Source organism: Hymenobacter sp. (assembly GCF_036388155.1).
GTDB lineage: Bacteria > Bacteroidota > Bacteroidia > Cytophagales > Hymenobacteraceae > Hymenobacter.
The window spans coordinates 95,472-118,961 of record NZ_DASVSI010000175.1; the positions used below are offsets into that span (position 1 = coordinate 95,472).

The window sequence follows — 23,490 nt, forward strand, 5'->3', positions numbered from 1 at the left end:
AGCGTGATATTCAGGTGTCGGTGAGGGCGCGGACTAAAAGTCCGCGCTACTGCTACTTCGGTTCGTAGTTCAAGTTGGGCATCAACCAGCGTTCCAAATCGGGCAGTTCCATGCCCTTGCGTTGGGCAATGTCGGCCACTTGGTCGCGGCCAATTTTGCCCAGGCCGAAGTAGCGCGAGTCGGGGTGCGCGTAGTACATGCCGCTCACCGACGAGGCCGGGTACATGGCCAGGTTTTCGGTGAGCGTGATGCCCGTTTTGGCGCCCGCATCTAGCAGCTGAAACAGGGTAATTTTTTCGGTGTGGTCGGGGCAGCCGGGGTAGCCCGGCGCCGGGCGCACGCCGCGGTATTTCTCCTGAATGAGGTCGTCGCCCGTCAGGTGTTCGTCGGGCGCGTAGCCCCAGAACTCGCGACGCACCCGCTCGTGCAGGCGCTCGGCAAAGGCCTCCGCCAGGCGGTCGGCCAACGCCTTCACCATGATGCTGGAGTAGTCGTCGTGGTCGGCGGCAAACTGGTCGAGCAGCTTCTCAATGCCAATGCCGGCCGTGACGGCAAACCCCCCCATATAATCCGTCCGGCCCGTTTCTTTCGGCGCCAGGAAGTCAGAGAATGCAATGTTGCGAATGCCGGGACCTTTCTCGCCCTGCTGACGCAGCGTGAAAAACTCGGTTGCGACCGTCTCACGCGAGTCGTCGGCGTAGATTTCAATGGTGTCGTAGTCCTTGGTGTTGGCCGGCCAGAAGCCCAGCACGGCGCGGGCCGTGAGCAGCTTCTCGTCGATGATGCGCTTGAGCATGGCCTGGGCATCTTCGTAGAGCTTGGTGGCGGCTTCGCCCAGCGTCTCGTCGGTGAGGATGCGCGGGTAGCGGCCTTTCAGCTCCCAAGTATGGAAGAAAGGCGTCCAGTCGATGTATTCAGCCAACTCGGCGAGGTCGTAGTCTTCCAGCACCTTCGTGCCGAGGAAAGTCGGTTTGGTGATGGGCGTGGTGGCCCAGTCCGCTTTAAAACCGTTTTCGCGGGCTGCCTCAATGGTGAGGTAGTTCTTCTCGCGCTGGCGGCTGGCGTAGTCGGCGCGCAGGGCGGCGTAGTCGGCGGCCACCGTTTCGGCATAGGCCACTTCGCCCGAGCCGAGCAAGCCTGCTGCCACGCCCACGCTACGTGAGGCATCGTTCACGTGCACCACGGGGCCGCTGTAGGCCGGCGAGATTTTCACAGCTGTGTGCAGGCGCGACGTGGTGGCACCGCCAATGAGCAGGGGCACTTTCATTCCGCGTTTTTCCATGGCCTGAGCCACGTACACCATCTCATCAAGCGAAGGAGTGATAAGGCCGGAAAGGCCAATAACGTCCACCTGCTGCTTCTGGGCCTCGTCCAGAATCTTTTCCAGCGGCACCATCACACCAAGGTCAATGATGTCGAAGTTGTTGCAGGCCAGCACCACGCCCACAATGTTTTTGCCGATATCGTGCACGTCACCCTTCACCGTCGCCATGAGGATTTTGCCGGCCGTCTGGCGGTCCGAACCTTGCTTGTCGGCCAAGAGGTACGGCTCCAGGTAAGCCACCGCTTTCTTCATCACGCGGGCTGATTTCACTACCTGCGGCAGGAACATTTTGCCAGCGCCGAATAGGTCGCCCACCACGTTCATGCCGGCCATCAATGGGCCTTCAATCACGTCGAGCGGACGGGCCAGCTCCTGGCGGGCGGCCTCTGTGTCTTCGTCAATGAATTCGGTGATGCCCTTCACCAGTGCGTGCGATAGGCGCTCCTGCACCGGCAGGCTGCGCCAGGCGTCGGCCACCACTTCCACCTTGCCTTTTTGCTTCACCGTGTCGGCGAATTCAAGCAGGCGCTCGGTGGCGTCGGCGCGGCGGTTTAGCAGCACGTCTTCTACCAGTTCCAGCAGGTCTTTGGGTACTTCGTCGTACACCGCGAGCTGGTTGGGGTTCACGATGCCCATGTCCAGCCCGGCCCGGATGGCGTGGTAGAGGAAGGCCGCGTGCATGGCCTCGCGCACCACGTCGTTGCCGCGGAACGAGAATGAGATGTTCGACACGCCGCCGCTAGTGAGGGCGCCGGGCAGGTTCTGCTTAATCCAGCGCACCGACTCGATGAAGTCGATGGCGTAGTTGCGGTGTTCCTCCATGCCGGTACCGACAATGAGGATGTTGGGGTCGAAAATGATGTCCGTGGGCGGGAAATCGATGCTCATCAGCAGGTCGTAGCTGCGCTGGCAGATTTCCTTGCGGCGCTCCAGCGTGTCGGCCTGGCCGTCCTCGTCGAAGGCCATCACCACCATGGCCGCGCCGTACTGGCGCACCGTGCGGGCCCGCTGCAAAAACACCTCTTCGCCTTCTTTCAGCGAGATGGAGTTGACGATGCTCTTGCCCTGCACGCACTTCAGGCCGGCTTCCAGCACGCTCCACTTCGAGGAGTCAATCATGAGCGGCACCCGCGAGATATCGGGCTCCGAGGCGATGAGGTGCAGGAACGTCGTCATGGCCTGCTCCGAATCGAGCATGCCTTCGTCCATGTTGATATCAAGCACTTGGGCGCCTTCCTCCACCTGCACGCGGGCCACCGCTAGGGCTTCCTCGTAGGCGCCGGTCCGGATGAGGCGGGCAAACGCGCGGGAGCCGGTCACGTTGCAGCGCTCGCCCACGTTCACAAACAGACTATCGGGCTTGATGGCAAACGGTTCGAGGCCGCTCAGGTGGGTAGCGGGCGGAATTTCAGTAGGTAGGGGGCGGGGCTTATACTTCTGGGCCAGGCGGGATAGCTCGGCAATGTGCTGGGGCGTGGTGCCACAACAACCACCCACCACCGTCACAATTCCTTCCTTCAAGTACTCTTCTACCAGCGCGGCAAATTCCTGCGCCGACTCATCGTAACCGCCAAAAGCGTTGGGCAAGCCCGCGTTCGGATACGCCGAAATGTGCACGTCGGAAATGCGGCTCAGCTCCTGCACGTATTGGCGGAGCTGGTCGGCCCCGAGGGCGCAGTTCAGGCCCACGCTCAGCAGCGGCAGGTGGCTGATGCTGTTCCAGAATGCTCCCACCGTCTGGCCGCTCAAGGTGCGGCCCGAGGCGTCGGTAATAGTGCCCGAAATCATGATGGGCACCTCGCGGCCGCCGTCATCAAAGAACTTCTGCACGGCGTAGAGCGCCGCTTTGGCGTTCAGCGTGTCAAAGATGGTTTCGATGAGCAGCGCATCCACGCCGCCGTCCACGAGGCCGCGCACCTGCTCCAGGTAGGCCGTGGCCAGCTCGTCGAAGGTCACGGCGCGGAAGCCCGGGCGGTTCACATCGGGCGAGAGCGAGGCGGTGCGGTTGGTGGGGCCCACGGCGCCGGCCACAAAGCGCGGCTTGTCGGGCGTAGAGTATTCGTCGGCCGCTTCCTTGGCCAGGCGCGCCGACTCGTAGTTCAGCTCGTACACCACGTGCTCCAGGCCGTAGTCGGCCTGCGCAATGGTGGTGCCGGAGAACGTGTTGGTCTCCACCATATCAGCTCCCGCGGCGAAGTACTCGGCGTGGATGCCCTTGATGATATCCGGCCGCGTGAGGCTCAGCAGGTCGTTGTTGCCGCGCAGGGGCTTGGGATGGTCGGCGAAGCGGGCGCCGCGAAAGTCCTCCTCCGTGAGCGGATAGCGCTGAATCATGGTACCCATGGCGCCGTCGAGAATCAGCAGGCGCTGGCGAAGAAGCTCGGAGAGGCTGTGTCGCGAAGCGGCGGCTTCGCGTTCCGGGGCGGCGGTGAGGGTGGCGGTGGGCATTTCTTTCGGATTGAGTAGCGGGCAAAATGCGCGTATCCAGAAAGAAACCCGAACACTAGGGTTCGGTTCCGGCTGGCATCTTCTTTCACCAAAAACGGCGGTGAAACGGGAGTTGGCACCTACTCGCGGTAGGTTGCCAAGACGTCATCGGGCCCGGTCCCTCTGTCTTTCTGGATAGCAGCGTAGGGCGAAGATACGGACGCCGCGATAATTAGCAGCGCCCAGGGCCACCAAAAGCCATAAGATGCTTTGGGTCAGGTACTCGGGCGATAACCTGGTTCAGTGAGTGAGAACGAGCTGGGTAAAGTGCTAAATATCGAAAATTTCACGCGTTCCAGTGTTGAGGTAAACACTGGGAAAGAGCGTGTTTTTTGGGCAGACGGTTTTGCGTGTTTTACCCCCTGAATCTCCTGATTCAACGAATAGAAGATATCTCATTGATGTTGCAACATTAATTTTGATGCTTCATTCTAGTTCAACACATTATCAGTTTAATGCAACACATTTATTCTGCCTTGGTTGTGGCAGCGCTGCTTCCGGCTCAGCCCGCGCTAGCTTCCCCCGCCACCGGCCCCCACCCTCGTCAAGCTTCTGCCAAGCGCAAAGCTGCCGCACTGCCCGACCCCGCCGGAAAAACCGTGGGCGGCGTAGTGTTCACCGCCGCCGGCGAGCCCCTGCCCGGCGCCACGGTTTTCATCAAAGGGACCTACATTGGCACAAGCACCAACCAGCTGGGCGAATTCAGCTTGAACGCGGCTTTCGACAAGAGCCCCGTCGTGCTGGTGGTAGCGTACGTTGGCTACGAAACGCAGGACTCCACGCTCACGGGCATCGACAACTCGTTGCGTTTTAACCTGGTGCGGAGCGCCACGCTGCTCAACGAAACGGTGGTATCCGCTTCGCGGGTGGAGGAAAACATCCTGCGGGCACCGGTAACCATCGACAAAGTTTCGGGCAAGCAGCTCGAGCGCATCAGCACGCCGGAAGTGCTGGCGGGCCTGGGCCAGCTGGCCGGCGTCGACGTCAACTCGGCGTCGATGCTGTTTACCAGCGTCAGCACCCGCGGCTTCAACACGGCCAAGTCGGAACGCGTGATTCAGCTCGTGGACTACATGGATACGGCGCTGCCGTCCCTGAACCTGAGCCCCGGCAACCTGGTGGGCATTCCGGAGCTCGACATGGAGAGCATCGAAATCATCCACGGCCCGGCCTCGGCCCTCTACGGCTCCAACGCCCTGAGTGGCGTGGTGCTGTTCAACTCGAAAGACCCGTTTGTGTACGACGGCCTGAGCGTGCGCCTGCGCGGCGGCGAACGCAACCTGCGCGACGCCCAGTTGCGCTACGCCAAGAAGCTAGGCAACAAGTTTGCCATCAAGCTGAACGGCAGCTATTTCGAAGCCCAAGACTGGCTTGCCAACAACTTCAACGCAACCAAAACTTCTGCGAACCCCGAAGGCTCGCCGCTGGGCTACGAGGCGGTGAACCGCCACGGCGACGACAACCTGCTGTTTTCGCGCGCCCTGAATCGCCCGGGCTTCGTGGTGAACTCCGAGCTGGAAGGCAAAACCGTGTACATGCCCGGTTTCTCCGAGCAGGAGCTGATTGCGGGCGACCAGAAAACCCGTTCCTACCGCGTACAGGGCGCGGTGTCTTACCTCATCAAAGACGACCTGAAGCTGACCGTGGAGGCCAAGCGCGGCGTGGGCACTTCCACCTACCAAAACCTGAGTCGTTTCCGCATCAAGGACTTGGGCACCAATCAGTATCGGGTCGAGCTGAAGGGCAACAATGGATTCTTCCGGGCGTATTCGACCGAAGATTTCACGGGTTCCAGCTACGAGCTGACCCAGCTGGCGGCCCAGTTGAATAACTCGCCCACCACGGAGGGCGGCACCACCAGCTACAAGAATCAGTACTTCGGGACGTACAACCAGGCCTACACCTTTGCGCGCAGCTCGATGTACCCCGGCGGCGCCCTGAGCCCGGCCGAGGCGCAAGCCTTCGCCCAAAAAACCGCCAATGGCACGGCGCTGAAAAGCACCGACGCCCGCTACGCAACCCTGCGCGACAAAATCATCAACGACGACCAGCCCGGCCGTGGCGCGGCGCAAAACTTCAACTCGTACCTGAACGACGTGAGCGGGCAGCGCGGCTTCCACCTCTCGGACTTCGGCACCGACCTGATTGTGGGCGCGGCCTACCGCGAGTACCGCTTGGGTTCGGGCGGCAAGCTGTTTTCGGACGCCAACGGCGAGCGCATCCGCAACTACGAGTACGGCGGCTACGCCCAGCTCACCCAGACGTTCCTCGACACGCGCCTGAAATTTGCCCTGGCCGGCCGCGTCGACAACTTCAAGAATTTTAAACCCGCTTTCTCGCCCCGCGCCGCGGTGGTGTACTCGGCGGGCGCCAACAAGCAGCATAACTTCCGCGCCAGCTACGGCCGCGCCTTCCGCAGCCCCTCCAACACCGACCAGTACCTGCGGTCGGACGTGGGCTCGTTTATCTTGCTGGGCAACATCGGCGAGGGCTTCAAAGGCTATGGCTTCACCAATGCCCAGGGCCAGAGCTACAATCCATTTACCACCCCGATTGCGGGCTTTGAAGTGTCCTTCGATAAGCTGCGCTTGGAGCGCGTGAGCACCGTCGAGGTGGGCTACAAGGGCGCCATCATCCCCAATGTGTACGTGGACGCCAGCTACTTCCGCAGCAGCTACCACGACTTCATTGGCGGCAGTGCCTTCGTGGGCAACGTGGACGGCACGCGCCCCACCAAGCAGCAAGTGGACGCCGGCCTGAGCTCGGGCTTCACCAACGCGGCCGCCTCGTCGGCCCGCGTCATCTACGCCGCTTACAACAACGACCAGGAAGTACGCACGCAAGGCGCCACCTTCGGCGTGACCTACTACCTGAACCGCGCCCTGAACCTGAGCGGCAACTACTCGCTGAACGTGCTCGACCGCAGCAATCTGCCCGTTGGCTTCCGCACGTTCTTCAACACGCCCAAGCACAAGTTCAACATCGGCGCTTCGGGCATTGTGCTGCGCAACCTCAACTACTCGGTGAACTACCGCTGGGTAGAGGGCCACAACCAGGAGCTGCCCCTAGCCACCGGCATGGTGAGAACCTACCGCACCACCGATGCCTACCTGGGCTACACCGCGCCCAAGCTGTTGACGACGTTCCAAGCTGGGGTTTCCAACATGTTCAACACCAACAACACCCAAATCATTGGCGGTCCACAAATCGGCCGGCTGGCTTACCTGGGGTTGTTATTCAACGTTAATTAAGTAGTCGCGCAGAAGGAAGCGTATTATCCGGTCCGACCGCCCGAGGCGGTCCGACCGGTTGAAGGGGGGGCCACAGCGGGGCAACGACGACCGGTCGGACCGCCTCGGGCGGTCGGACCGGCGGCTCGGCACACTAAACGTTTATTTCTGCATGACTACTGAAAGCCTGGGCTTCCGCCGCGCTGGCAGCTATGCCCAGCCGAAAAGTAAAAAAGGCCCGCATCATTGATGCGGGCCTTTTTTAGGTCTAGATTCAACCGATACCTCTTACTTAAATGGCCCAAGCGGGCCACACGCTGCCCGCCGGAAACTCAGCCGGCTCGGGCGGCAGCTCCAGAAACGCAGTAGCTTCTATTAGGCTGGCCAAATCGCCGGAACCACCCACCCGGAGCGGTGTGGCCAAGCGCCGCCCTTCGGCATCCACGGTCAGGCGCACGGGCACAAAATGCGTGAGATGGGGCTTGAAGTTGATATCGACGACAAGCACGGCGGGCGCAGGGGCTTCTGCCGCAGCTGCGAGGTCGGCCGCGTTGGCAGGCTGCTGGCAGGCGCGCAACCAGGGCCGCACGTAGCGGCAGGCGGTGAGAAACGTGGACACCGGGTTGCCGGGCAACCCAAACACCACCGGCCCGCCCAGCCGCGCGCCAAACCACATGGGCTTGCCGGGGCGCTGCTGCACCTCGTGGAATAGTTCTTCGACGTGCAGCTCGCGCAGCAAGCCGGGCAGGTGGTCGGCGCGGCCCTTGCTTACGGCGCCGCTCAGCACCACGGCATCGAAGCCCGCGTCCAGAATGTTGGTCAGGCCCCGTCGCAGTTCATCCAACCCATCGGGCAGATGAAAAAGTGAAACGTCGGCTCCCGTTTGGGCAAACAGCGCTTGTAAGGCATACGCATTGGAACGGCGAATTTGGTGCGGCAAGGGCGTGACCTCGATGCTCACCAGCTCGTCGCCGGTGCTCACCACGGCCACGCGGGCGGCACGGGTCACAGCAATTTCGGCGGCGCCGACGGTGGCGGCCACGGCCAGCTCGGCCGGGCCCAGGCGGGTGCCGGGCCGGAGCAGGGCGTCGCCCACGCGGCGGTCGGCCGCTTGGTGATGGATGTTGATGCCGGGCGTAGCGGGCGGTGGAATCTGAATGGCGGCGCGGTTATCGTGCAACTCGATGTCCTCGTAGCGCACCACCACGTCGGTGCCAGCGGGCAATACAGCACCCGTCATCACCTCCACGGCCTGCTGCGCGTCGAGCAGCGGCTGGGGTGCCGCTCCCGCATACTGGGTGTGCTGAATGACAAATTCTGTTTGCCCGCCCGCCCACGCAGCGTGGGCCACCGCAATGCCGTCCATGGCCACCCGGTTGAAGGGCGGAAAGTCGCGGTCAGCCGTCAGCGTTTCTGCCAAGATGCGGCCGGCGGCCTGGGGGAGGGGCACGGTTTCCGCGGGGAGCGGCCGGGCGGTGGCGAGCACGCGGGCGGTGGCTTCGGCAGGGGAGAGCATGAGGGGAAGTTGTAGCGGGGTGAAAATTAGCGCCTCAGTAGATATGTAAACACAAAAAGACCGTCATGCTGAGCGCAGCCGAAGCATCTCGCATGGGTTAGTAATCCAATCGGTGTCATCCTGAGCGTAGCGAAGGACCTTATCGGGTTAGAACAGTTCGTTTCATCGTGATAAGGTCCTTCGCTACGCTCAGGATGACAGATGATTCAGGTAGAGATGCTTCGGCTGCGCCCAGCATGACGTTCCCTTGTAGTTCATTCCCTGTTAAGACCTACGGAATAAGCCGGTCTTCGCGCAGCTTGGCGAAGAGGTCGAAAAACGAATCCTCCGTGCTCTGGAAGACGGTGAAGCCCCGCTTGCGGCTGTTGGCCATATCGGTCATCACTTCAATGGGGCGGCCCAGGTCCAGGTCGGTGTGCCAGGGCGAGGCCAGGCGGCTGAGGTCGGGCTCGGTGAGGCCGTGGCGGGTAGCGATGTCGCGCCACACTTCGGTGTCCTGCGCCAGCTCGGCTTCCAGTGGGTGAATGGTGCCATCGAAGCCTACGGGCTCCACGCCAAACCACTCGGCCAGGCGGCCCCACAACTGGCTCCAGCGAAAAACGTCGCCGTTCACCACGTTGTACGCCTCGTTGCGGGCGGCTTCCGTGGTGGCGGCCCACACCAGTTGCTTCGCGATGACGCGGGCATCGGTCACGTCCGACAAGCCTTCCCACTGCGCCTGCGAGCCGGGCCAGCGGAACGGCCGGCCCGTTTCTTTGCAGATGCTCGCGTACACGGCCAGCGTAGTGCCCAGGTTCATGAGGTTGCCCACCGCCTTGCCGATGATGGTGTGCGGGCGGTGAATGCTCCAGCTGAAGCCGTCGCGCTCGGCCGCCGCGTACACTTCGTCTTCCTGGGCGTAGTAAAAGTTGTCGAGTGGCAGGCGGGGCTGCGACTCGCGCAGGGGCGTGGGCGGCGGCACGCCCCCGCTCACGTAGGCCTCGAAGGGCCCCAGGTAGTGCTTCAGGCCCGTTACGAGGGCCACGTGCTGCACCGAATGCTTCGGCCCGAGCACCGCCAGCAGGTTGCGCACCATGGCGCTATTCACGCGGATGTTCTCGGCCTCGGTTTCGTTGCGCATCCAGCTGGTGATGAACACGTGGGTCGGAGCCACGTCGGCCAGGGCCGTTTCCAGGCTGGCCACATCCATCAAATCGGCTGCCACGGGCTGCAAGCCGGGAATGTCGTTGCCGGGCCGGCGAGCCAAGCCGTAAGTAGTCCAATTATTGGCCAGAAGCTCCTGGGCCAGGTTGCTGCCGATGATGCCGCTGGCACCCACGACTAAAGCGGTATTCGTCATAATGTAAGGTATTGATGGGACGAGCTGCGCCGCCAGCTACTGCCGGCTTTTCGTGCCCGAATGCGAAGGGGTAGGGGGTGAGATAAACCCGGTTTTGAGCCAGCGGAAGCAGCTTGCGTGAAGTGTGGCTATACGATGATGCCTTCCGGGTAGCTCATTAAAGTGGGATATTCGCCCTGGTGAAGCGCACGGTATGGCCGCTCCGCACACCCTGAGAGCGTGGCGTTTTTTCTAAACAATCAACTGCTGGCATTGGCTGTTAGAAGCCTCGCCGAAGCGCTTTCTCACCGCACCTTCGAACACTTACACGCAAGCCCGCGTCTTTACGCCCTATGCAAACCAAGAACTTTACCCACGTCAACGCCGCCAACCAGCCCACCATGGTGGACGTGGGCGCCAAAGCCCCCACCCGCCGCGTGGCCCGCGCCCGCTGCCGCGTGGTGCTGGGCGAGGAACTGCTAGCCCGCGTGCAGGCCGGCGAAATGCCCTCGCACAAGGGCCCGGTGCTGCACACGGCCATCCTGGCGGGCATCATGGGTGCCAAGCGCACGTCAGAGCTCATACCGTTGTGTCACCCGCTGGGGCTGGACGATTGCAAGGTGACCATCGAGCCCGACGGGCCCAGCGCCCTGCGTGTGGAGTGCACCGCCGTGGTCACGGGCCGCACCGGCGTGGAAATGGAAGCCCTCACCGGCGCCACCGTGGCCGCCCTCACCATCTACGACATGTGCAAGGCTTTCTCCCACGACATTACCATCGAGAGTGTGCAGCTGGTGGAAAAAACCGGGGGTAAAAGTGACTTTCATCGTGCCGAAAATTTGTAAATTACCCCATGGATAGTCATACAAGCTCAACCGTAAAACGCACCAAACACGCCGCCCTGGCCCGGCCCGACATGGGCGAGTTCGGCCGGCACGAACTGGCGATTTTAGGGGCGCCCTGCGGCGATATTCAAGCCTTGGTGGCTCGCTTGCTGCCGCTGCTGGCTCCTGCGTTGCGTGTGGCCTACGTGGATGCCGACCACGCCGCCGGCGACGCCGCCGAAACCCAAAATGAAGCCCGAGCGGGCGTGCCCTACGTGGCCGATAACGGCCTATCGGCAGAGGTGGTTGACAAAATCACCTATCGCCAACTCAACCTCACGCGGGCGCTCGACCGGTTCTCGCAGCCCGAGCTGCTGGCCCACGAAAGCGTGGTGCTGGTGAACGGCAACCACTTTCGGGCCCGGCAACAGGTCGTCATCGTGGACCCGCGCAAGCCGCTGGACAAGAAGCTCGACCGCCTCACCGACGTGCGCCTGATACTGCTGGCCGAAGGGCAAAGCGACTTGCCCGCCGTACTGGCCGAGCACCTGAGCACCGCCCCGCTGCCGCCCGTGCTGCGGCTGGCAGAAGTCGACAAAATAGCGGCCTTCATCCGGCAGTGGTACGCCCTGGCGGTGCCGGTGCTGCGCGGGCTGGTGCTGGCCGGCGGCCGTAGCGAGCGCATGCAAACCGACAAGGGGGCCCTGCACTACCACAGCCTCGACCAGCGGCAGCACACGGCCGCGCTGCTGTCCGAATTTTGCCCCGACGTGCGGGTGTCCGTTCGCCCCGACCAGGCCGACGAGCTTCCCGCCGGCCTCAAGCCGCTGCCCGACACATTTTTGAACCTGGGCCCGCTGGGCGGCGTGCTCTCCGCTTTGCAGTGCGACCCCAACGCGGCGTGGCTGGTGCTGGCCTGCGACCTGCCCTTTCTCACCCGCGACACGCTGGAGTATTTGGTCACGAACCGGCAACCGGCGCGCCTAGCTACCTCGTTCCGCAGCCCCTGGGACGATTTTCCCGAGCCGCTGGTCACCATCTGGGAGCCGCGCAGCTACGGGCAGCTGCTGCGGTTTTTAAGCATGGGCTACTCTTGCCCCCGTAAGGCGCTGATTAACTCCGACATCGAGCTGCTGAGTCCGCCCGTACCCGGTGACCTGCGCAACGTGAACACCCCCGAAGAACGGGTGGCGGCGCAGCGCGAATTGGGGCCGTGACAGTAGCAAATGGTCTGAACCCGAAATAAGGCGAGTAGCAGGCAACCTTGTGCCCGCATTATCCATCTTCGGGGCATGAAAACTTCTTTTCTCTTCCTAACACTGCTGCTGGCCGGGCATTTGGCCGCCATGGCCCAAGGCCCCGGGCAATCCGACCCCATAACCTATAAAGCCGACCAGGATACCGCTTTTCGTCGCGGCTCTGGCATTGCCCTCGACAACCTCAGCAAGCAGCAGGTGGAGAACCTCGCGGTGCTGGGCCGGGTGTGGGGGTTCGTGAAATACTACCACCCCGCCGTGGCCCGGGGCGACTACAACTGGGACGCGGAAATGCTGCGCGTTCTGCCCAAAGTGCTCAACAGCCAAAACCGGGACGAGTGCAGCGCCGTGCTTAGCGCCTGGCTGACCGCCCTCGGGCCAGTGCCGGCCTGCGCCACCTGTCGCGAGCCCAAGCCCGCCAAAATGCGCCTGCTCGCCGATTTGGCTTGGCTCACTGACGAAAACCAACTTAGCCCCGCTCTCAGCCAGCAGTTGGTGTACCTGCGTCACAACCGCAACCAGGGCCCCCACTATTACGTGCGCAATGCCCCTGACGTCGGCAACCCGCTGTTCACGCACGAGGAAGTGTATGCCCAGCCCGCCACGCCCGATGCCGGACTGCGCCTGCTGGCCCTCTACCGCTACTGGAACATGATTGAATATTTCTTCCCTTACCGCTACGCTATTGGGGAAGACTGGCAGCGGGTGCTGCCCGAATTCATCCCGCAATTTGCCACCGCCCGCACCGACGAGCAGTACCGGCTGGCGGCGCTGGCCATCATTGCCCGCATCCACGACACGCACGCCAATATTTATGGCAATGATAAAATTCTGGCGTCTTACCGTGGCACGCTTCACGCGCCGGTGCAAGTGCGTTTTGTGGAAGGCCAAGTCGTGGTGACGGACTACTTCCACGAAACGCTGGGCCCGGCCACCGGCCTGCAAAAAGGCGACGTGGTACTGGCCGTGGACGGGGTGAAAGTGGCCGACCTGGTGAAGGCCCGCCAGCCGCTAACCCCCGCCTCCAACGAGCCGACTCAGCTGCGCAATGTGGCCCGCGACCTGCTGCGCGGCCCTTCCGATAAAGTCACGCTGCTCATCCGGCGCGACGGCCGCGACTTCCCCGTGACGGTGGCCCGCGTGCCCGCCGCCCAGCTCAACCTGGCCCTCAACAACGGCACGCCCGACCCCAAAGCTCCGTTCTGGAAGTCGTTGCCCGGCAACATTGGCTACCTCTCGCTGGGCACTATCAAGCAGGCTGAATTGCCTGCCGCGATGGCGCAATTGAAGAACACAAAAGGCCTCGTGATTGACATTCGGAACTACCCAGCCGAGTTTGTGGTGTTTTCGCTCACAAAATACCTGTCGGTGAAGTCCGTGCCTTTCGTACGATTCAGCGTGCCGCAGCCAACGTATCCGGGCGTGTTCATGAGCACGCCGGTGGTGTCGGTGCCGGGCACCAAAGAGGCCCCTTACGCGGGCAAGGTCGTCATTCTGGTGAACGAGTTGAGCCAGAGCCAGGCAGAGTATACCACCATGGCCCTGCGTGCCGTGCCGGGGGCCAAAGTAGTGGGCAGCACCACCGCCGGGGCCGATGGCAACGTCTCCACCATCATCCTGCCCGGCAACATCAACACCTGGATTAGCGGCCTCGGTGTGTATTACCCCGACGGCCGCGAAACCCAGCGCATCGGCATCGTGCCCGATGTGGTCGTGACGCCCACCATCAAAGGCATTCGCGAGGGGCGCGATGAGCTGCTGGAACAAGCCGTGCAACTCATTGAGAAGCCCTAAAATCAGTCGGGTTTATTGGCCCCTCTGGGCTGATTCTGGTCTGCAATTTTAGTTTAGCTTAACTGTCTGAGAACCCGCCCAGTCATGCAATGGCTGGGCTTTTTCTTGTGCCCGCAGTACATCTGTTGAAGTGTAGAGTTCGTTTATGGCTCCGATTGGCACACTTTTCGAATAGGCCCAATCCGAATACATATCCCATCTATTTTTCACCATGAAAAAATCTGCAATTCTAATCGGGGCTTTATTCGCCACCGCGGCCGTTTCATCGGCCCAGGCCCAGGACGTGCGCTTTGGTTTGCGCGCCGGCGCCAACTACTCCAACCTGGCCGGCAACGTCAGAAACGAAAACACTTACAACAACAAAGTCGGCTTCCTGGGTGGCGTGATGGTCAACGTGCCCGTAGTGGAAGGCTTCTTCTCGGTGCAGCCCGAGATTCTGTATTCGCAGAAAGGCTTTGAAAACAAGCCGACTGAATTCACAAACGTGCTGGGCGGCAAGCAAAAGCGCGAGGGCAACGTGAACTACAACTACCTCGACGTGCCGGTACTGCTAAAAGTCAACGCCGGCGGTTTCATCGTGGAAGCGGGCCCGCAGTACTCCTACCTGCTTAGCTCCAACAACGAAACCCGGACCACCACCACGCCCGCCCTGGGCGGCTCCCCGACCACCGTAGAAGCCCGCGACAAAAATGACGTGAGCGGCCTCAACCGCAACGAGTTGGGCTATTTGGCCGGCGTAGGATACCAAGCCGACAATGGCCTGAGCCTGAGCCTGCGCTACACCGGCGCCTTCAGCGACTTCGTGAAGAGCGACGACGATACCTACTTCAACGGCGACCTCAAAAACGCCCGCCACTCGGCCTTCCAGCTCTCGTTGGGCTACTTAATTCCGAGCAAATAACAGCCTTCTGTAACTCCTGAGAAAAGCCCGACTTCTGCACAGAGGCCGGGCTTTTCAGTGCTTGCCGAACTGCCCCCACTGCGCCGCTAGTCACTTGGCACCGTTCTCGTGCTGTCAGGTCACTACTGGGAAGCAGGCCTTTATTTGCTGTGGCGCTAGCCCGCAGCCCTGCTCATTCTCCCTGGTTACCTCTCTTATGCTTCGAATTCTTGTTGCCCTAATACTCTGCCTCGCTTGCGGCCTCGTCACGCCAGGAGCGGCCCAGCCGGGTAGGCGCAAGGCTGCTCAGGATTCGTTAACGGCAGAACTGGAAGCGTTGCGCAGCCAGGGCTATTTCAACGGGTTTGGGGTGGCCATCGTGAACCGGAAGGGTACTGTCTATCAGCACGGGTTTGGCTTTGCCGACGTCCAAGCCCAAAAAGCATACGGCGTCAACACCCTGCAAAACATCGGGTCGGTGTCCAAAACGCTGGTTGGGTTGGCCCTGCTCAAGGCGCAGGAGTTGGGCTTGCTCACTCTGGACGACCCCATCAGCAAATACCTGCCTTTCCCGGTCGTGAACCCCGCGTTTCCCGATGTGCCGATTACGCTCCGGCACCTGGCAACCCACACGTCCGGCATCCGCGACAACGACTTCTACCTGAGCAAAAACTACTTCCTTCAGCCCGGCCAGAACGTCGCGGGCATGCCGATGACCTTTGATGACGAGCAGACATTCATCCCTGCCGACTCGGCGGTGACCCTGCCCGTGTTTCTGCAAAATGTGCTGACCCCGCAGGGCAAGTGGTACCAGCCAAAGGGGTTTCTCGCCCGCCGGCCCGGCGAGCTCTACGAGTACTCCAACGTGGGCGCGGCCCTGGCGGCGTACGTGGTAGAGCTGGCCAGCAAGCAGCCGTTTCCGGACTTTACGGCCCGCTACCTCACCCGGCCGCTGGGCCTGCGCAACTCGGGCTGGCGCTTCGCCGACGTCGCTTTCTCCCGGCACTCGCGGCTCTATCAGTCGCCCACGGTGCCGCTGCCCTACTATGGGCTAACCACTTATCCCGACGGCGGCTTCATTTCCTCGGTCGCCGACATGAGCAAGTACCTGCGCGAGCTGATTCGGGGCTACCAGGGCCAGGGCACCGTGCTGCGGCCCGAGAGCTACCGCGAATTGTTTCGGCCCGAGCTGGCCGCTGGCAACTTTGAGAAGCGCAACGAGCGCAACCCGTACAGCGAATCCTACAACGTGGGGGTGTTCATGGGCTTCGGCTACACCGGCTTCATCGGCCATACCGGCGGCGACCCCGGCGTGGTAACGCTGCTGTTCTTTGACCCCAAATCCGGCATCGGCCGGCTCTTGCTGATAAATACCAGCTTTTCCGACAAGGCCGGCGGGGCGACAATGTATAAAATCTGGGACACGCTGGCCAAATACCAGCACCGGCTGGGGGGGTAACAGCCAAGCAGTGTAGTACATAATAGGGCAATGAGCCTCACCGTTGAGACCACCTCACGCACAGTTATGGGTGCGCTGCCACCCACTCGGTGCCGTCCTCGTACTCCTCGCGCTTCCAGATGGTCACCACCTGCTTCAACGTGTCGATGATGAACTGGCAGGCGGCAAAGCTTTCGGCGCGGTGCGGCGTGGCCACGGCCACCACCACGGCCACGTCGCCGAGCTCCAACGTGCCCTTGCGGTGCACCACGGCCACTTCCTGCAGCATGGGCCACTTCTCGTAAGCCTGCGCCACCACGTGGCCCAGCTGGGTGAGGGCCATGGCGTCGTAAGACTCGTAGTGCAGGCGGCGTACCGGGCGCCCACCCGATTGGTTGCGCACCGTGCCAATGAAAGCGTTGACGGCGCCGGCCGCATCGGTTTGCACGGCGGCCAGGGCGTCGGCCACGGCTATGGGCTGGTCAGTAATGGCGAAGTGAGGAGTCATGAAGTAGCGCGGACTTTTAGTCCGCGAGGCGTGAGCTATAAAACCAGGCAGAAGTCACGGCACGCGGACTAAAAGTCCGCGCTACATTATCCGCCGGCCACGGGGGGAATGAGCGCAATGTCGTCTACAGTATGCAGGGGCTGGTCGAGGGCGGCGTATTCGTTGTTCACGGCCACGGCGCAGCTGCGCAGCTCGCCCAGCGCCGGGTACTGCCGGCGCATCTCCTCCAGCAGGGCGCCCACCGTGGCGGGGGCGGGGGCGGGCAATTCTATCAGGGCAGTGCCCACAATGTCGCGGGTGATGCCGTACAAAGCGACTTTTAAGGACATATCTTCGGCGTATTATTTTGAGCGAAAACCAGGGCGGAAAGCGCGTTCGGCCCCGCGCCGGGTGCGAGACCTGAACACCTTTCCCGCAATGGGGGTTTAGCGCAAGTCGGGTGTCTTACGTACAGCCGTGCAAAATTGGTGATAAACGTGCTACCATCTACTCCTGCTCTGGCCACTCCGGTGGTTTCGCCCCTCTTCGACCAGCACGGCCGGCCGTTGGAGTACCTGCGCCTGGCCGTGACGGACCGCTGCAACCTGCGCTGCTTCTACTGCATGCCCGAAGAAGGCATCAAGTACATGCCCAAGCACGAGTTGCTGAGCTACGAAGAAATGCTGCGCCTGACCGGCCTGCTGGCCACCTTGGGCGTGCGCAAAGTGCGCCTGACTGGCGGCGAGCCCTTTGTGCGGCGCGACTTGGTGCCGTTCATGGAGCAGCTGGCCAAAATTCCTGGCATCAACGACATCAGCCTCACCACCAATGGCGTGCTCACCGCGCCGCATGTGCCGGCCCTGGCCCGGCTGGGCGTACGCGCCGTGAATCTAAGCCTCGATACGCTGGACCGCGCCCGCTTCGCCAGCATCACCCGGCGCGACGAGTTGCCGCGCGTGCTGGAAACGCTGAACGCGTTGCTGGAGCACGGCATTCAGGTAAAAATCAACGCGGTGGTGATGGACGGCCAGAACATCGACGACCTCGTTCCCCTGGCCGACCTCAGCCGCACACTACCCATCGACGTGCGCTTCATCGAGGAAATGCCGTTCAACGGCGGCAGTCACGAGGCCGGCCCCGCCTCGCTGCCGTGGAACCACGTGCGTATCCGCCAGCACCTAGAGCAGCATTTTGGCGAGCTTACGCCCGTAACGATGGCGGCCGGAGCCACGGCCTCGGACTATACAATTGCTGGCCATCAGGGCCGCGTTGGCATTATTGCGGCGTATTCGCGCACCTTTTGCGGCACCTGCAACCGCCTGCGGCTCACCGCCGAGGGCGGCATCAAAACCTGCCTCTACGACCAGGGCGTGCTCGATACGCGCGCCCTGCTGCGCGGCGGCAAAACCGACGACGAGATTGTAGCGGCTCTCGCAGCGGCCTTCCGCTTCCGCGCAGCCAATGGCTTTGAAGCCGAGCGGCAGCGGCCCCTGCACCAGCTCAGCTTCGAGAGCATGGCCACCATCGGGGGGTAAACCGGCTGAAGAAACAGGTCTGGGCACGCTTCTTTACCTTGCCCATTCAAGGCGGTGCGACACGGCAGCCTAAACTTCGGTGATGATAAAAGTTGTGCTGATTGTGCTGGGTGTAGTGGCGGCGCTGTACGTAGCGCTGTGCTGCGTGCTGTATTTCAAGCAGGAAAGCCTGCTGTTCTTCCCCACCCGCCTGCGGGCCGACCACCAATTCCGCTTCCCCGGCAACTTTGAGGAACGGTGGATACCCACGGCCGACGGCACGCGGCTGCACGGCTTGCTGTTTCACGCCCCCGATTCCAAAGGGCTGGTGTTTTACCTGCACGGCAACGGCGGCGCCGTGGACAGCTGGGGCGAAGTGGCGGCCGCCTACACCCGCCTGCAATACGACGTATTCCTGCTCGACTACCGCGGCTATGGCAAGAGCGGCGGCACCATCACCAGCCAAGCGCAGCTGCTGAGCGATGTGCAGACGGCGTACCGGCAGCTGATGCGGGAATATCCCGAAAACCAGACCGTAATTATGGGGTACTCGGTGGGCACCGGCCCGGCTACTTGGCTAGCGGCCCAACAGCACCCCAAGCTGCTGATTCTGCAGGCGCCGTACTACAGCATGCGCGATTTGGCCACGCGGCTCTACCCATTTGTGCCCGGTTTTTTGGTGCGCTACCCGCTGCCAACTAACGAAGTAATCCAGCAGGTGAGCGCGCCCGTTGTGCTGTTCCACGGCGACCGCGACGAGGTGATTTATTACGAATCGTCCCTCAAGCTCAAAGCCTTGCTCAAGCCGACGGACAAGCTTGTGGTATTGCCCGGCGCGGGCCACAACGGCATGACGGACAATCCGCTTTATCGCCGTACACTTGCAGAGTTGCTGTAAGCCGAAGCGCCTTTCGAGCGGTGGTTGCCAAGCACCGGCGCGGTTTATTTCTCAGCTATGTAAGCGAGAAAGTGCCGACAAGAAAATTATTTCTTGTCCGGTCAGTTTTAGGTTATTCCATGATATCCATATCATTACTGCTTGGTAATTGAAATGTACCATCGTTGATATTCTAAAATTTATAAAATTAATTTAATTCGACTAAGCCGAACCGTAAGGAAATAAGGTCGTTAGCATAGCATAATACAGTATATTTGTTAATTATACCCTGGTTCGTAATTATATTATATGTCAAAATTTTACAATTCGATAATTATAAACCCAGATTCCGACGGTCAGCTCGCCATCCCGTGCGAAGCGCAGTCGGCTGAAGCCCAAGTTGCGGCTTTGCAATTGGCCCTGGCGGAGGCGCAAGCTGCACTACGCGAAGCAGAAGAGCGTGCCGCAAACCAAAAAGACTATTACGAAACCATTCTCAATCACCTCAAGGTAGAAGTCGGTGTATTCGACGCGGAAGACCGGTACCTGTTGGTTAACCAGCAGGCCGTCAAAGACCCTGAGGTGCGCGAATGGATAATTGGGAAGAACGATTCGGAGTATTGTGCATACCGGCAGCGGCCGGCCGCCGTGGCGCTCACCCGCCGCGAGAAGATTGGCCAGGCCGTGCAATCGGGCGAGGAAGTGACCTGGGAAGAGTCGTTGGATTCGGACAAGGGCCCGCGGCGGTTGCTGCGGCACCTGATTCCCGTGTTCGGGGCCGATGGTTCGCTGCGCATGGTGGTGGGCACCGGCACCGACATCACCGCCCGGCGGCTGGCCGAGGAGAAGCTGGTGGAGCAGCGCGAATTCTACGAATTTGCCCTCAACCACGTGCCCTGCGACCTGGCCGTGTTCGACGCGGACCACCGCTACCTGTTCGTGAACGCCAGCGGCATCAAAGACCCGGCGGCGCGGGAATGGGTCATCAACAAAGACAATTTCGACTATTGCCGCCAGTACAACCATCCCATCGGCATTGCCGAAGAGCGGCAGGTACGCATGAACCAGGCCGCGCGCGAGCGCCGGCTGGTGACGTTTGAAGAGGCTTTCCAGCGGCCGGACGGCATCCGGCACCAGTACCGCTGCCTGCAGCCCGTGTTTCATCCCGACGGCCGCCTGCACCTCATCGTGGCCTACGGCCTCGACATCACCGAGCGCGTCCAGACCGAGCAAGCCCTGCGCCACGCCAAGCTGGCGGCCGAGTCGGCGGTGCGGGCGCGGGAGATTTTCCTGGCCAACATGAGCCACGAAATCCGCACGCCCATGAACGCCATTCTGGGCATGAGCCAGCTGCTGGCCAAAACCACGCTGGCGCCCGACCAGGAGAGCTACCGGCAGGCCATAGCCACGTCGGCCGAGCATTTGCTGGTTATCATCAACGACATCCTGGACCTGACCAAGCTGGAGGCGGGCAAGATGACGCTGGAGCAAGTGGGCTTCACGCCGGCGCATTTGCTGGCCGAAATCGAGCAGACCCTGCACTACAAGGCCGTGGAAAAGGGCCTGTGCCTGCGCACGCAGGTGGCGCCCGCTGTGCCGCGGGTGCTGCTCGGCGACCCCTACCGCATCCGGCAAGTGCTGCTGAACCTGGCCGGCAACGCCATCAAATTCACCGAAGCCGGCCGCGTGTCGATTTCCTGTGATTTCGTGGCCGACGCCGACGGCGAAAACGGCGAAGTGGTGTTCCGGGTGGAGGACACCGGCGTGGGCATCGAGCCGGAGTTCATGAAGCACATTTTCCAGGAGTTTAGCCAGGAAGACTCGTCGGTGACGCGCAAGTTTGGCGGCACCGGCCTGGGCCTGAGCATCTGCCGCAACCTGCTGAAGCTGATGGACAGCGACTTGCAGCTGCAAAGCTTCAAAAACCAAGGCACCGTCATTGAGTTTGTGTTGCGGCTGCCCGTGGGCACCCCCCTTGACTTGGCCACCAGGAAGGTGCTGCCGCTAGATAGCCCCACGCGCAAGGGCCTGCGCAACAAGCAGGTGCTGCTGGTGGAAGACAACCGTTTCAACCGGCAGATTGCCAAGACCTTCCTGAACCATGCGCACGTGCAGGTGACCGAGGCCGAGCACGGCGCCGAAGCCGTGGAGCTGGCCCAGCACCGCCGGTTCGACCTGATTCTGATGGATATTCAGATGCCGGTGATGGACGGCTACGCGGCCACGGCCCTGCTCCGCCAGCAGTTGGGCCTGGCCACGCCCATTGTGGCCCTCACCGCCAACGCCGTGAAAGGCGAGCGGGAAAAGTGCCTTTCGGCGGGCATGAACGGCTACCTCACCAAGCCATTCAAGGAGGAAGAACTGCTGAAAATAGTGGGCGAATGGACGCTGCTGCAGCCCGTGGCCGTGGCCGAAATGGACCTGGCCGCCGATGAGCTGCCCTCGCCCCAAGCCCAGGCGATGCCCGAGCCGTCTGGCGAAATGAAGCTGTACGGCGTGGAAGAACTGCTGCAGGTGGGCCAGGGCGATGAATCTTTTGTGGCCTTCATGCTGGAAACTTTCGTGGAGAGCTGCGAAGAAGCCATCGAGAGCTTGCAGCAGGGCATGCTGGCCAAGGACATGGTGCTCCTAAAAACCACGGCCCACACCTTGCTGCCCAACCTGGTGCATTTGCAGGCGCGGCACATTCTCTCCCCGGTAGAGGCCCTGGACCAGTGGGAGGGAGGGTTCCACTCTGAGGGTTTGCAGCCCCTGGTGGACTCGGTCAGCATGCTGCTCCGGGAAGTTGTGAACCAAATCGAACTGGACACCAAATCTTAATGCTCGCAACGCTGGCGTCGTCAGCCGGCACCTGCATAGGGCTGCATTGCCCCATGCCGGTGCCGGCTACCGCCCTCACCGCCGGCAGCACAGCGCAACCCAGGCAGAACCAACAAGGCAGCTAGCGGCTCCGGGCCAGACAAGTGTTGGCTTGGGGCCGACGCCGATACTACCGCAACCCAAGTAGCGGCAGAATCGAAGTGCCTTAGGACGGTGCTGCTGCAATTATTAGGCTGAAAATTAATATATTATACAAGCGAAAGTCCTGATTTCACTCAGTTAGGTAGAGGGTTAAAAGTGTTGGAAACGTTTGCTGGAAGTCGGGCATCTATTTTGTAAATCAGGCAACTATCGAGGCGGGAGGGGCGTTGGTGGCAGCTTAAGTTTGTGCAAAAGGCGGGGCGGCTTGCCGGCCGCCTACCGGTAGAAATAGCGTATGATTTCGTTGACTACTTCCCCTGCTTTTATTTCCCGGCAAGCCCATCGGCTGGCCGTGGGGGCGTTGTTTTTCTTGTTGGGCTTGTGCTTTGCTTCGTGGGCTTCGCGCATCCCAAGCATTCAGCAGCGCATGGGCATTTCGGAGGCCGGGCTGGGCGGCGTGCTGCTCGCCATTCCGCTGGGGCAGCTGCTCTCATTGCCGTTCACCGGTTGGCTGGTGGCCCGGGAAGGCAGCCGCAAAGTGGTGCTGTGGGGCGTGGCGCTCTACGCCGTGGCGCTACTGGGCCTGGGCTGGGCCAGCAACCTCTACCAATTGCTGCCGTGCCTGGTGCTGTTCGGCATCGGCGGCAACCTGACCAATATTTCCGTCAACACGCAGGCGGTGGGCGTGGAGCGGCTCTACAAGCACAAGCCCATCATGGCCTCGTTTCACGGGCTGTGGAGTTTGGCGGGCTTTGTGGCCGCGGCCGTGGGCACGTTCATGATTGGCCACGCCATCTCGCCGGGCGTGCATTTTATTCTCATTGCGCTCTTTATTCTGGCGGGTTTGGCAGTCAGTGCCGGCTACACTGTGCGCGAAGACAGCGACGTCGACCCCAACCAGCCCATTTTCGTGAAGCCCGACAAGGAGCTGCTGGGCCTGGGCGCCATTGCCTTTTGTGCGCTCATCTGCGAGGGCGCCATGTTTGACTGGAGTGGGGTGTATTTCAAGAAAGTCATTCAGGCCGACCCGGACTGGGTGGGCGCGGGCTACACGGCCTTCATGAGCACCATGGCGCTGGGGCGGTTTGGGGCCGACTGGCTGGCGGCCCGCATCGGCGGCAAGCGCGTCATCCAGCTCAGCGGGCTGCTCACGGCCGTTGGGCTATTGATTGCGGTGCTGCTGCCCACGCTGGCCACGGGGCTGCTGGGATTTTTGCTGGTGGGCTTTGGCACGTCGGCGGTGGTGCCGCTGGTGTACAGCGCGGCGGGCCGTTCGAAGCAAATGTCGGCTGGCATGGCGCTGGCTTCGGTTTCGACCATTGGGTTTCTGGGGTTTTTGTTGGGGCCGCCCGTCATCGGCATGGTGGCCGGCGCTACCAGCCTGCGGGTGTCGTTTGCGCTGATTGCATTTATGGGGCTGTGCGTGTCGGCCGTGGCCACGCGAGTGCGGGTGTAAGCTTAGGGCCAGGGGGTAGGGGGGTAAGAGGGAAGGAGGTAGGCAACAGGCTGGGCGCTAAAGAACGGTCATGCCGAGCGCAGCCGAGGCATCTCGCGTGCTCAAGTAGTCCAATCGTTGAAAAAGAA

Annotated in this window: 15 protein-coding genes and 1 riboswitch; of the genes, 10 read left to right on the plus strand and 5 right to left on the minus strand. The window is 61.8% G+C overall.

All coding sequences use genetic code 11. From position 1 onward, the window contains the following. Positions 1 to 52 precede the first annotated feature (52 nt). On the minus strand, positions 53 to 3,772 hold the full coding sequence (gene metH, locus VF629_RS24770) for a methionine synthase (RefSeq protein ID WP_331061199.1): 3,720 nt from the start codon (positions 3,770 to 3,772) through the stop codon (positions 53 to 55). 72 nt (positions 3,773 to 3,844) lie between these two features. Next, positions 3,845 to 3,953: riboswitch (SAM riboswitch) on the minus strand. A gap of 340 nt (positions 3,954 to 4,293) precedes the next feature. Here metH and VF629_RS24775 point away from each other — a divergent pair. After that, complete coding sequence (locus VF629_RS24775; protein ID WP_331061200.1) at positions 4,294 to 7,062, plus strand: TonB-dependent receptor; 2,769 nt, start codon at positions 4,294 to 4,296, stop codon at positions 7,060 to 7,062. Positions 7,063 to 7,333: 271 nt separating this feature from the next. On the opposite strand, the gene VF629_RS24780 is transcribed toward VF629_RS24775, so the two are convergent. Both VF629_RS24780 and VF629_RS24785 read right to left on the minus strand, forming a co-directional pair. Further along, positions 7,334 to 8,557: a molybdopterin molybdotransferase MoeA gene (locus tag VF629_RS24780; RefSeq protein WP_331061201.1), complete on the minus strand. Its 1,224-nt coding sequence runs from the start codon at positions 8,555 to 8,557 to the stop codon at positions 7,334 to 7,336. Between the two features lie 271 nt (positions 8,558 to 8,828). Further along, positions 8,829 to 9,896 (minus strand): SDR family oxidoreductase, encoded by a 1,068-nt coding sequence (locus VF629_RS24785; protein ID WP_331061202.1) that lies wholly within the window; start codon positions 9,894 to 9,896, stop codon positions 8,829 to 8,831. 332 nt (positions 9,897 to 10,228) lie between these two features. Here VF629_RS24785 and moaC point away from each other — a divergent pair, with 332 nt between their 5' ends. The 5 genes from moaC to VF629_RS24810 all read left to right on the plus strand — a co-directional run bounded on the left by moaC (position 10,229) and on the right by VF629_RS24810 (position 16,088). After that, positions 10,229 to 10,720 carry a cyclic pyranopterin monophosphate synthase MoaC gene (gene moaC, locus VF629_RS24790; protein ID WP_331061203.1) on the plus strand — a complete coding sequence of 164 codons (492 nt, stop codon included), beginning with the start codon at positions 10,229 to 10,231 and terminating at the stop codon, positions 10,718 to 10,720. An 8-nt stretch (positions 10,721 to 10,728) separates the two neighbouring features. After that, positions 10,729 to 11,916, plus strand: a complete 1,188-nt coding sequence (locus VF629_RS24795) for an NTP transferase domain-containing protein (RefSeq protein WP_331061204.1) — start codon at positions 10,729 to 10,731, stop codon at positions 11,914 to 11,916. A gap of 75 nt (positions 11,917 to 11,991) precedes the next feature. Next, positions 11,992 to 13,749, plus strand: a complete 1,758-nt coding sequence (locus VF629_RS24800) for a S41 family peptidase (RefSeq protein ID WP_331061205.1) — start codon at positions 11,992 to 11,994, stop codon at positions 13,747 to 13,749. 211 nt (positions 13,750 to 13,960) lie between these two features. Beyond that, positions 13,961 to 14,650, plus strand: coding sequence for a porin family protein (locus VF629_RS24805; RefSeq protein WP_331061206.1), 690 nt, complete (start codon positions 13,961 to 13,963; stop codon positions 14,648 to 14,650). Between the two features lie 196 nt (positions 14,651 to 14,846). Beyond that, positions 14,847 to 16,088, plus strand: coding sequence for a serine hydrolase domain-containing protein (locus tag VF629_RS24810; RefSeq protein ID WP_331061207.1), 1,242 nt, complete (start codon positions 14,847 to 14,849; stop codon positions 16,086 to 16,088). A gap of 64 nt (positions 16,089 to 16,152) precedes the next feature. Here VF629_RS24810 and VF629_RS24815 read toward each other — a convergent pair whose 3' ends face one another. Both VF629_RS24815 and VF629_RS24820 read right to left on the minus strand, forming a co-directional pair. Further along, entirely contained in the window at positions 16,153 to 16,575 is a 423-nt protein-coding gene (locus tag VF629_RS24815; protein WP_331061208.1) for a molybdenum cofactor biosynthesis protein MoaE, read from the minus strand. Positions 16,576 to 16,661: 86 nt separating this feature from the next. Then, positions 16,662 to 16,904, minus strand: coding sequence for a MoaD/ThiS family protein (locus tag VF629_RS24820; protein ID WP_331061209.1), 243 nt, complete (start codon positions 16,902 to 16,904; stop codon positions 16,662 to 16,664). A gap of 147 nt (positions 16,905 to 17,051) precedes the next feature. Between VF629_RS24820 and moaA the strand changes: the two genes are divergently transcribed. The 4 genes from moaA to VF629_RS24840 all read left to right on the plus strand — a co-directional run bounded on the left by moaA (position 17,052) and on the right by VF629_RS24840 (position 23,362). Further along, on the plus strand, positions 17,052 to 18,089 hold the full coding sequence (gene moaA, locus VF629_RS24825; RefSeq protein ID WP_331061210.1) for a GTP 3',8-cyclase MoaA: 1,038 nt from the start codon (positions 17,052 to 17,054) through the stop codon (positions 18,087 to 18,089). A gap of 82 nt (positions 18,090 to 18,171) precedes the next feature. Further along, positions 18,172 to 18,966, plus strand: coding sequence for an alpha/beta hydrolase (locus tag VF629_RS24830; protein ID WP_331061211.1), 795 nt, complete (start codon positions 18,172 to 18,174; stop codon positions 18,964 to 18,966). 288 nt (positions 18,967 to 19,254) lie between these two features. Then, positions 19,255 to 21,765, plus strand: a complete 2,511-nt coding sequence (locus VF629_RS24835) for a response regulator (RefSeq protein WP_331061212.1) — start codon at positions 19,255 to 19,257, stop codon at positions 21,763 to 21,765. A gap of 436 nt (positions 21,766 to 22,201) precedes the next feature. Beyond that, the gene (locus tag VF629_RS24840; RefSeq protein WP_331061213.1) at positions 22,202 to 23,362 is read left to right on the plus strand and encodes an MFS transporter; all 1,161 of its coding nucleotides are present in this window, start codon (positions 22,202 to 22,204) and stop codon (positions 23,360 to 23,362) included. Positions 23,363 to 23,490: the final 128 nt, after the last annotated feature.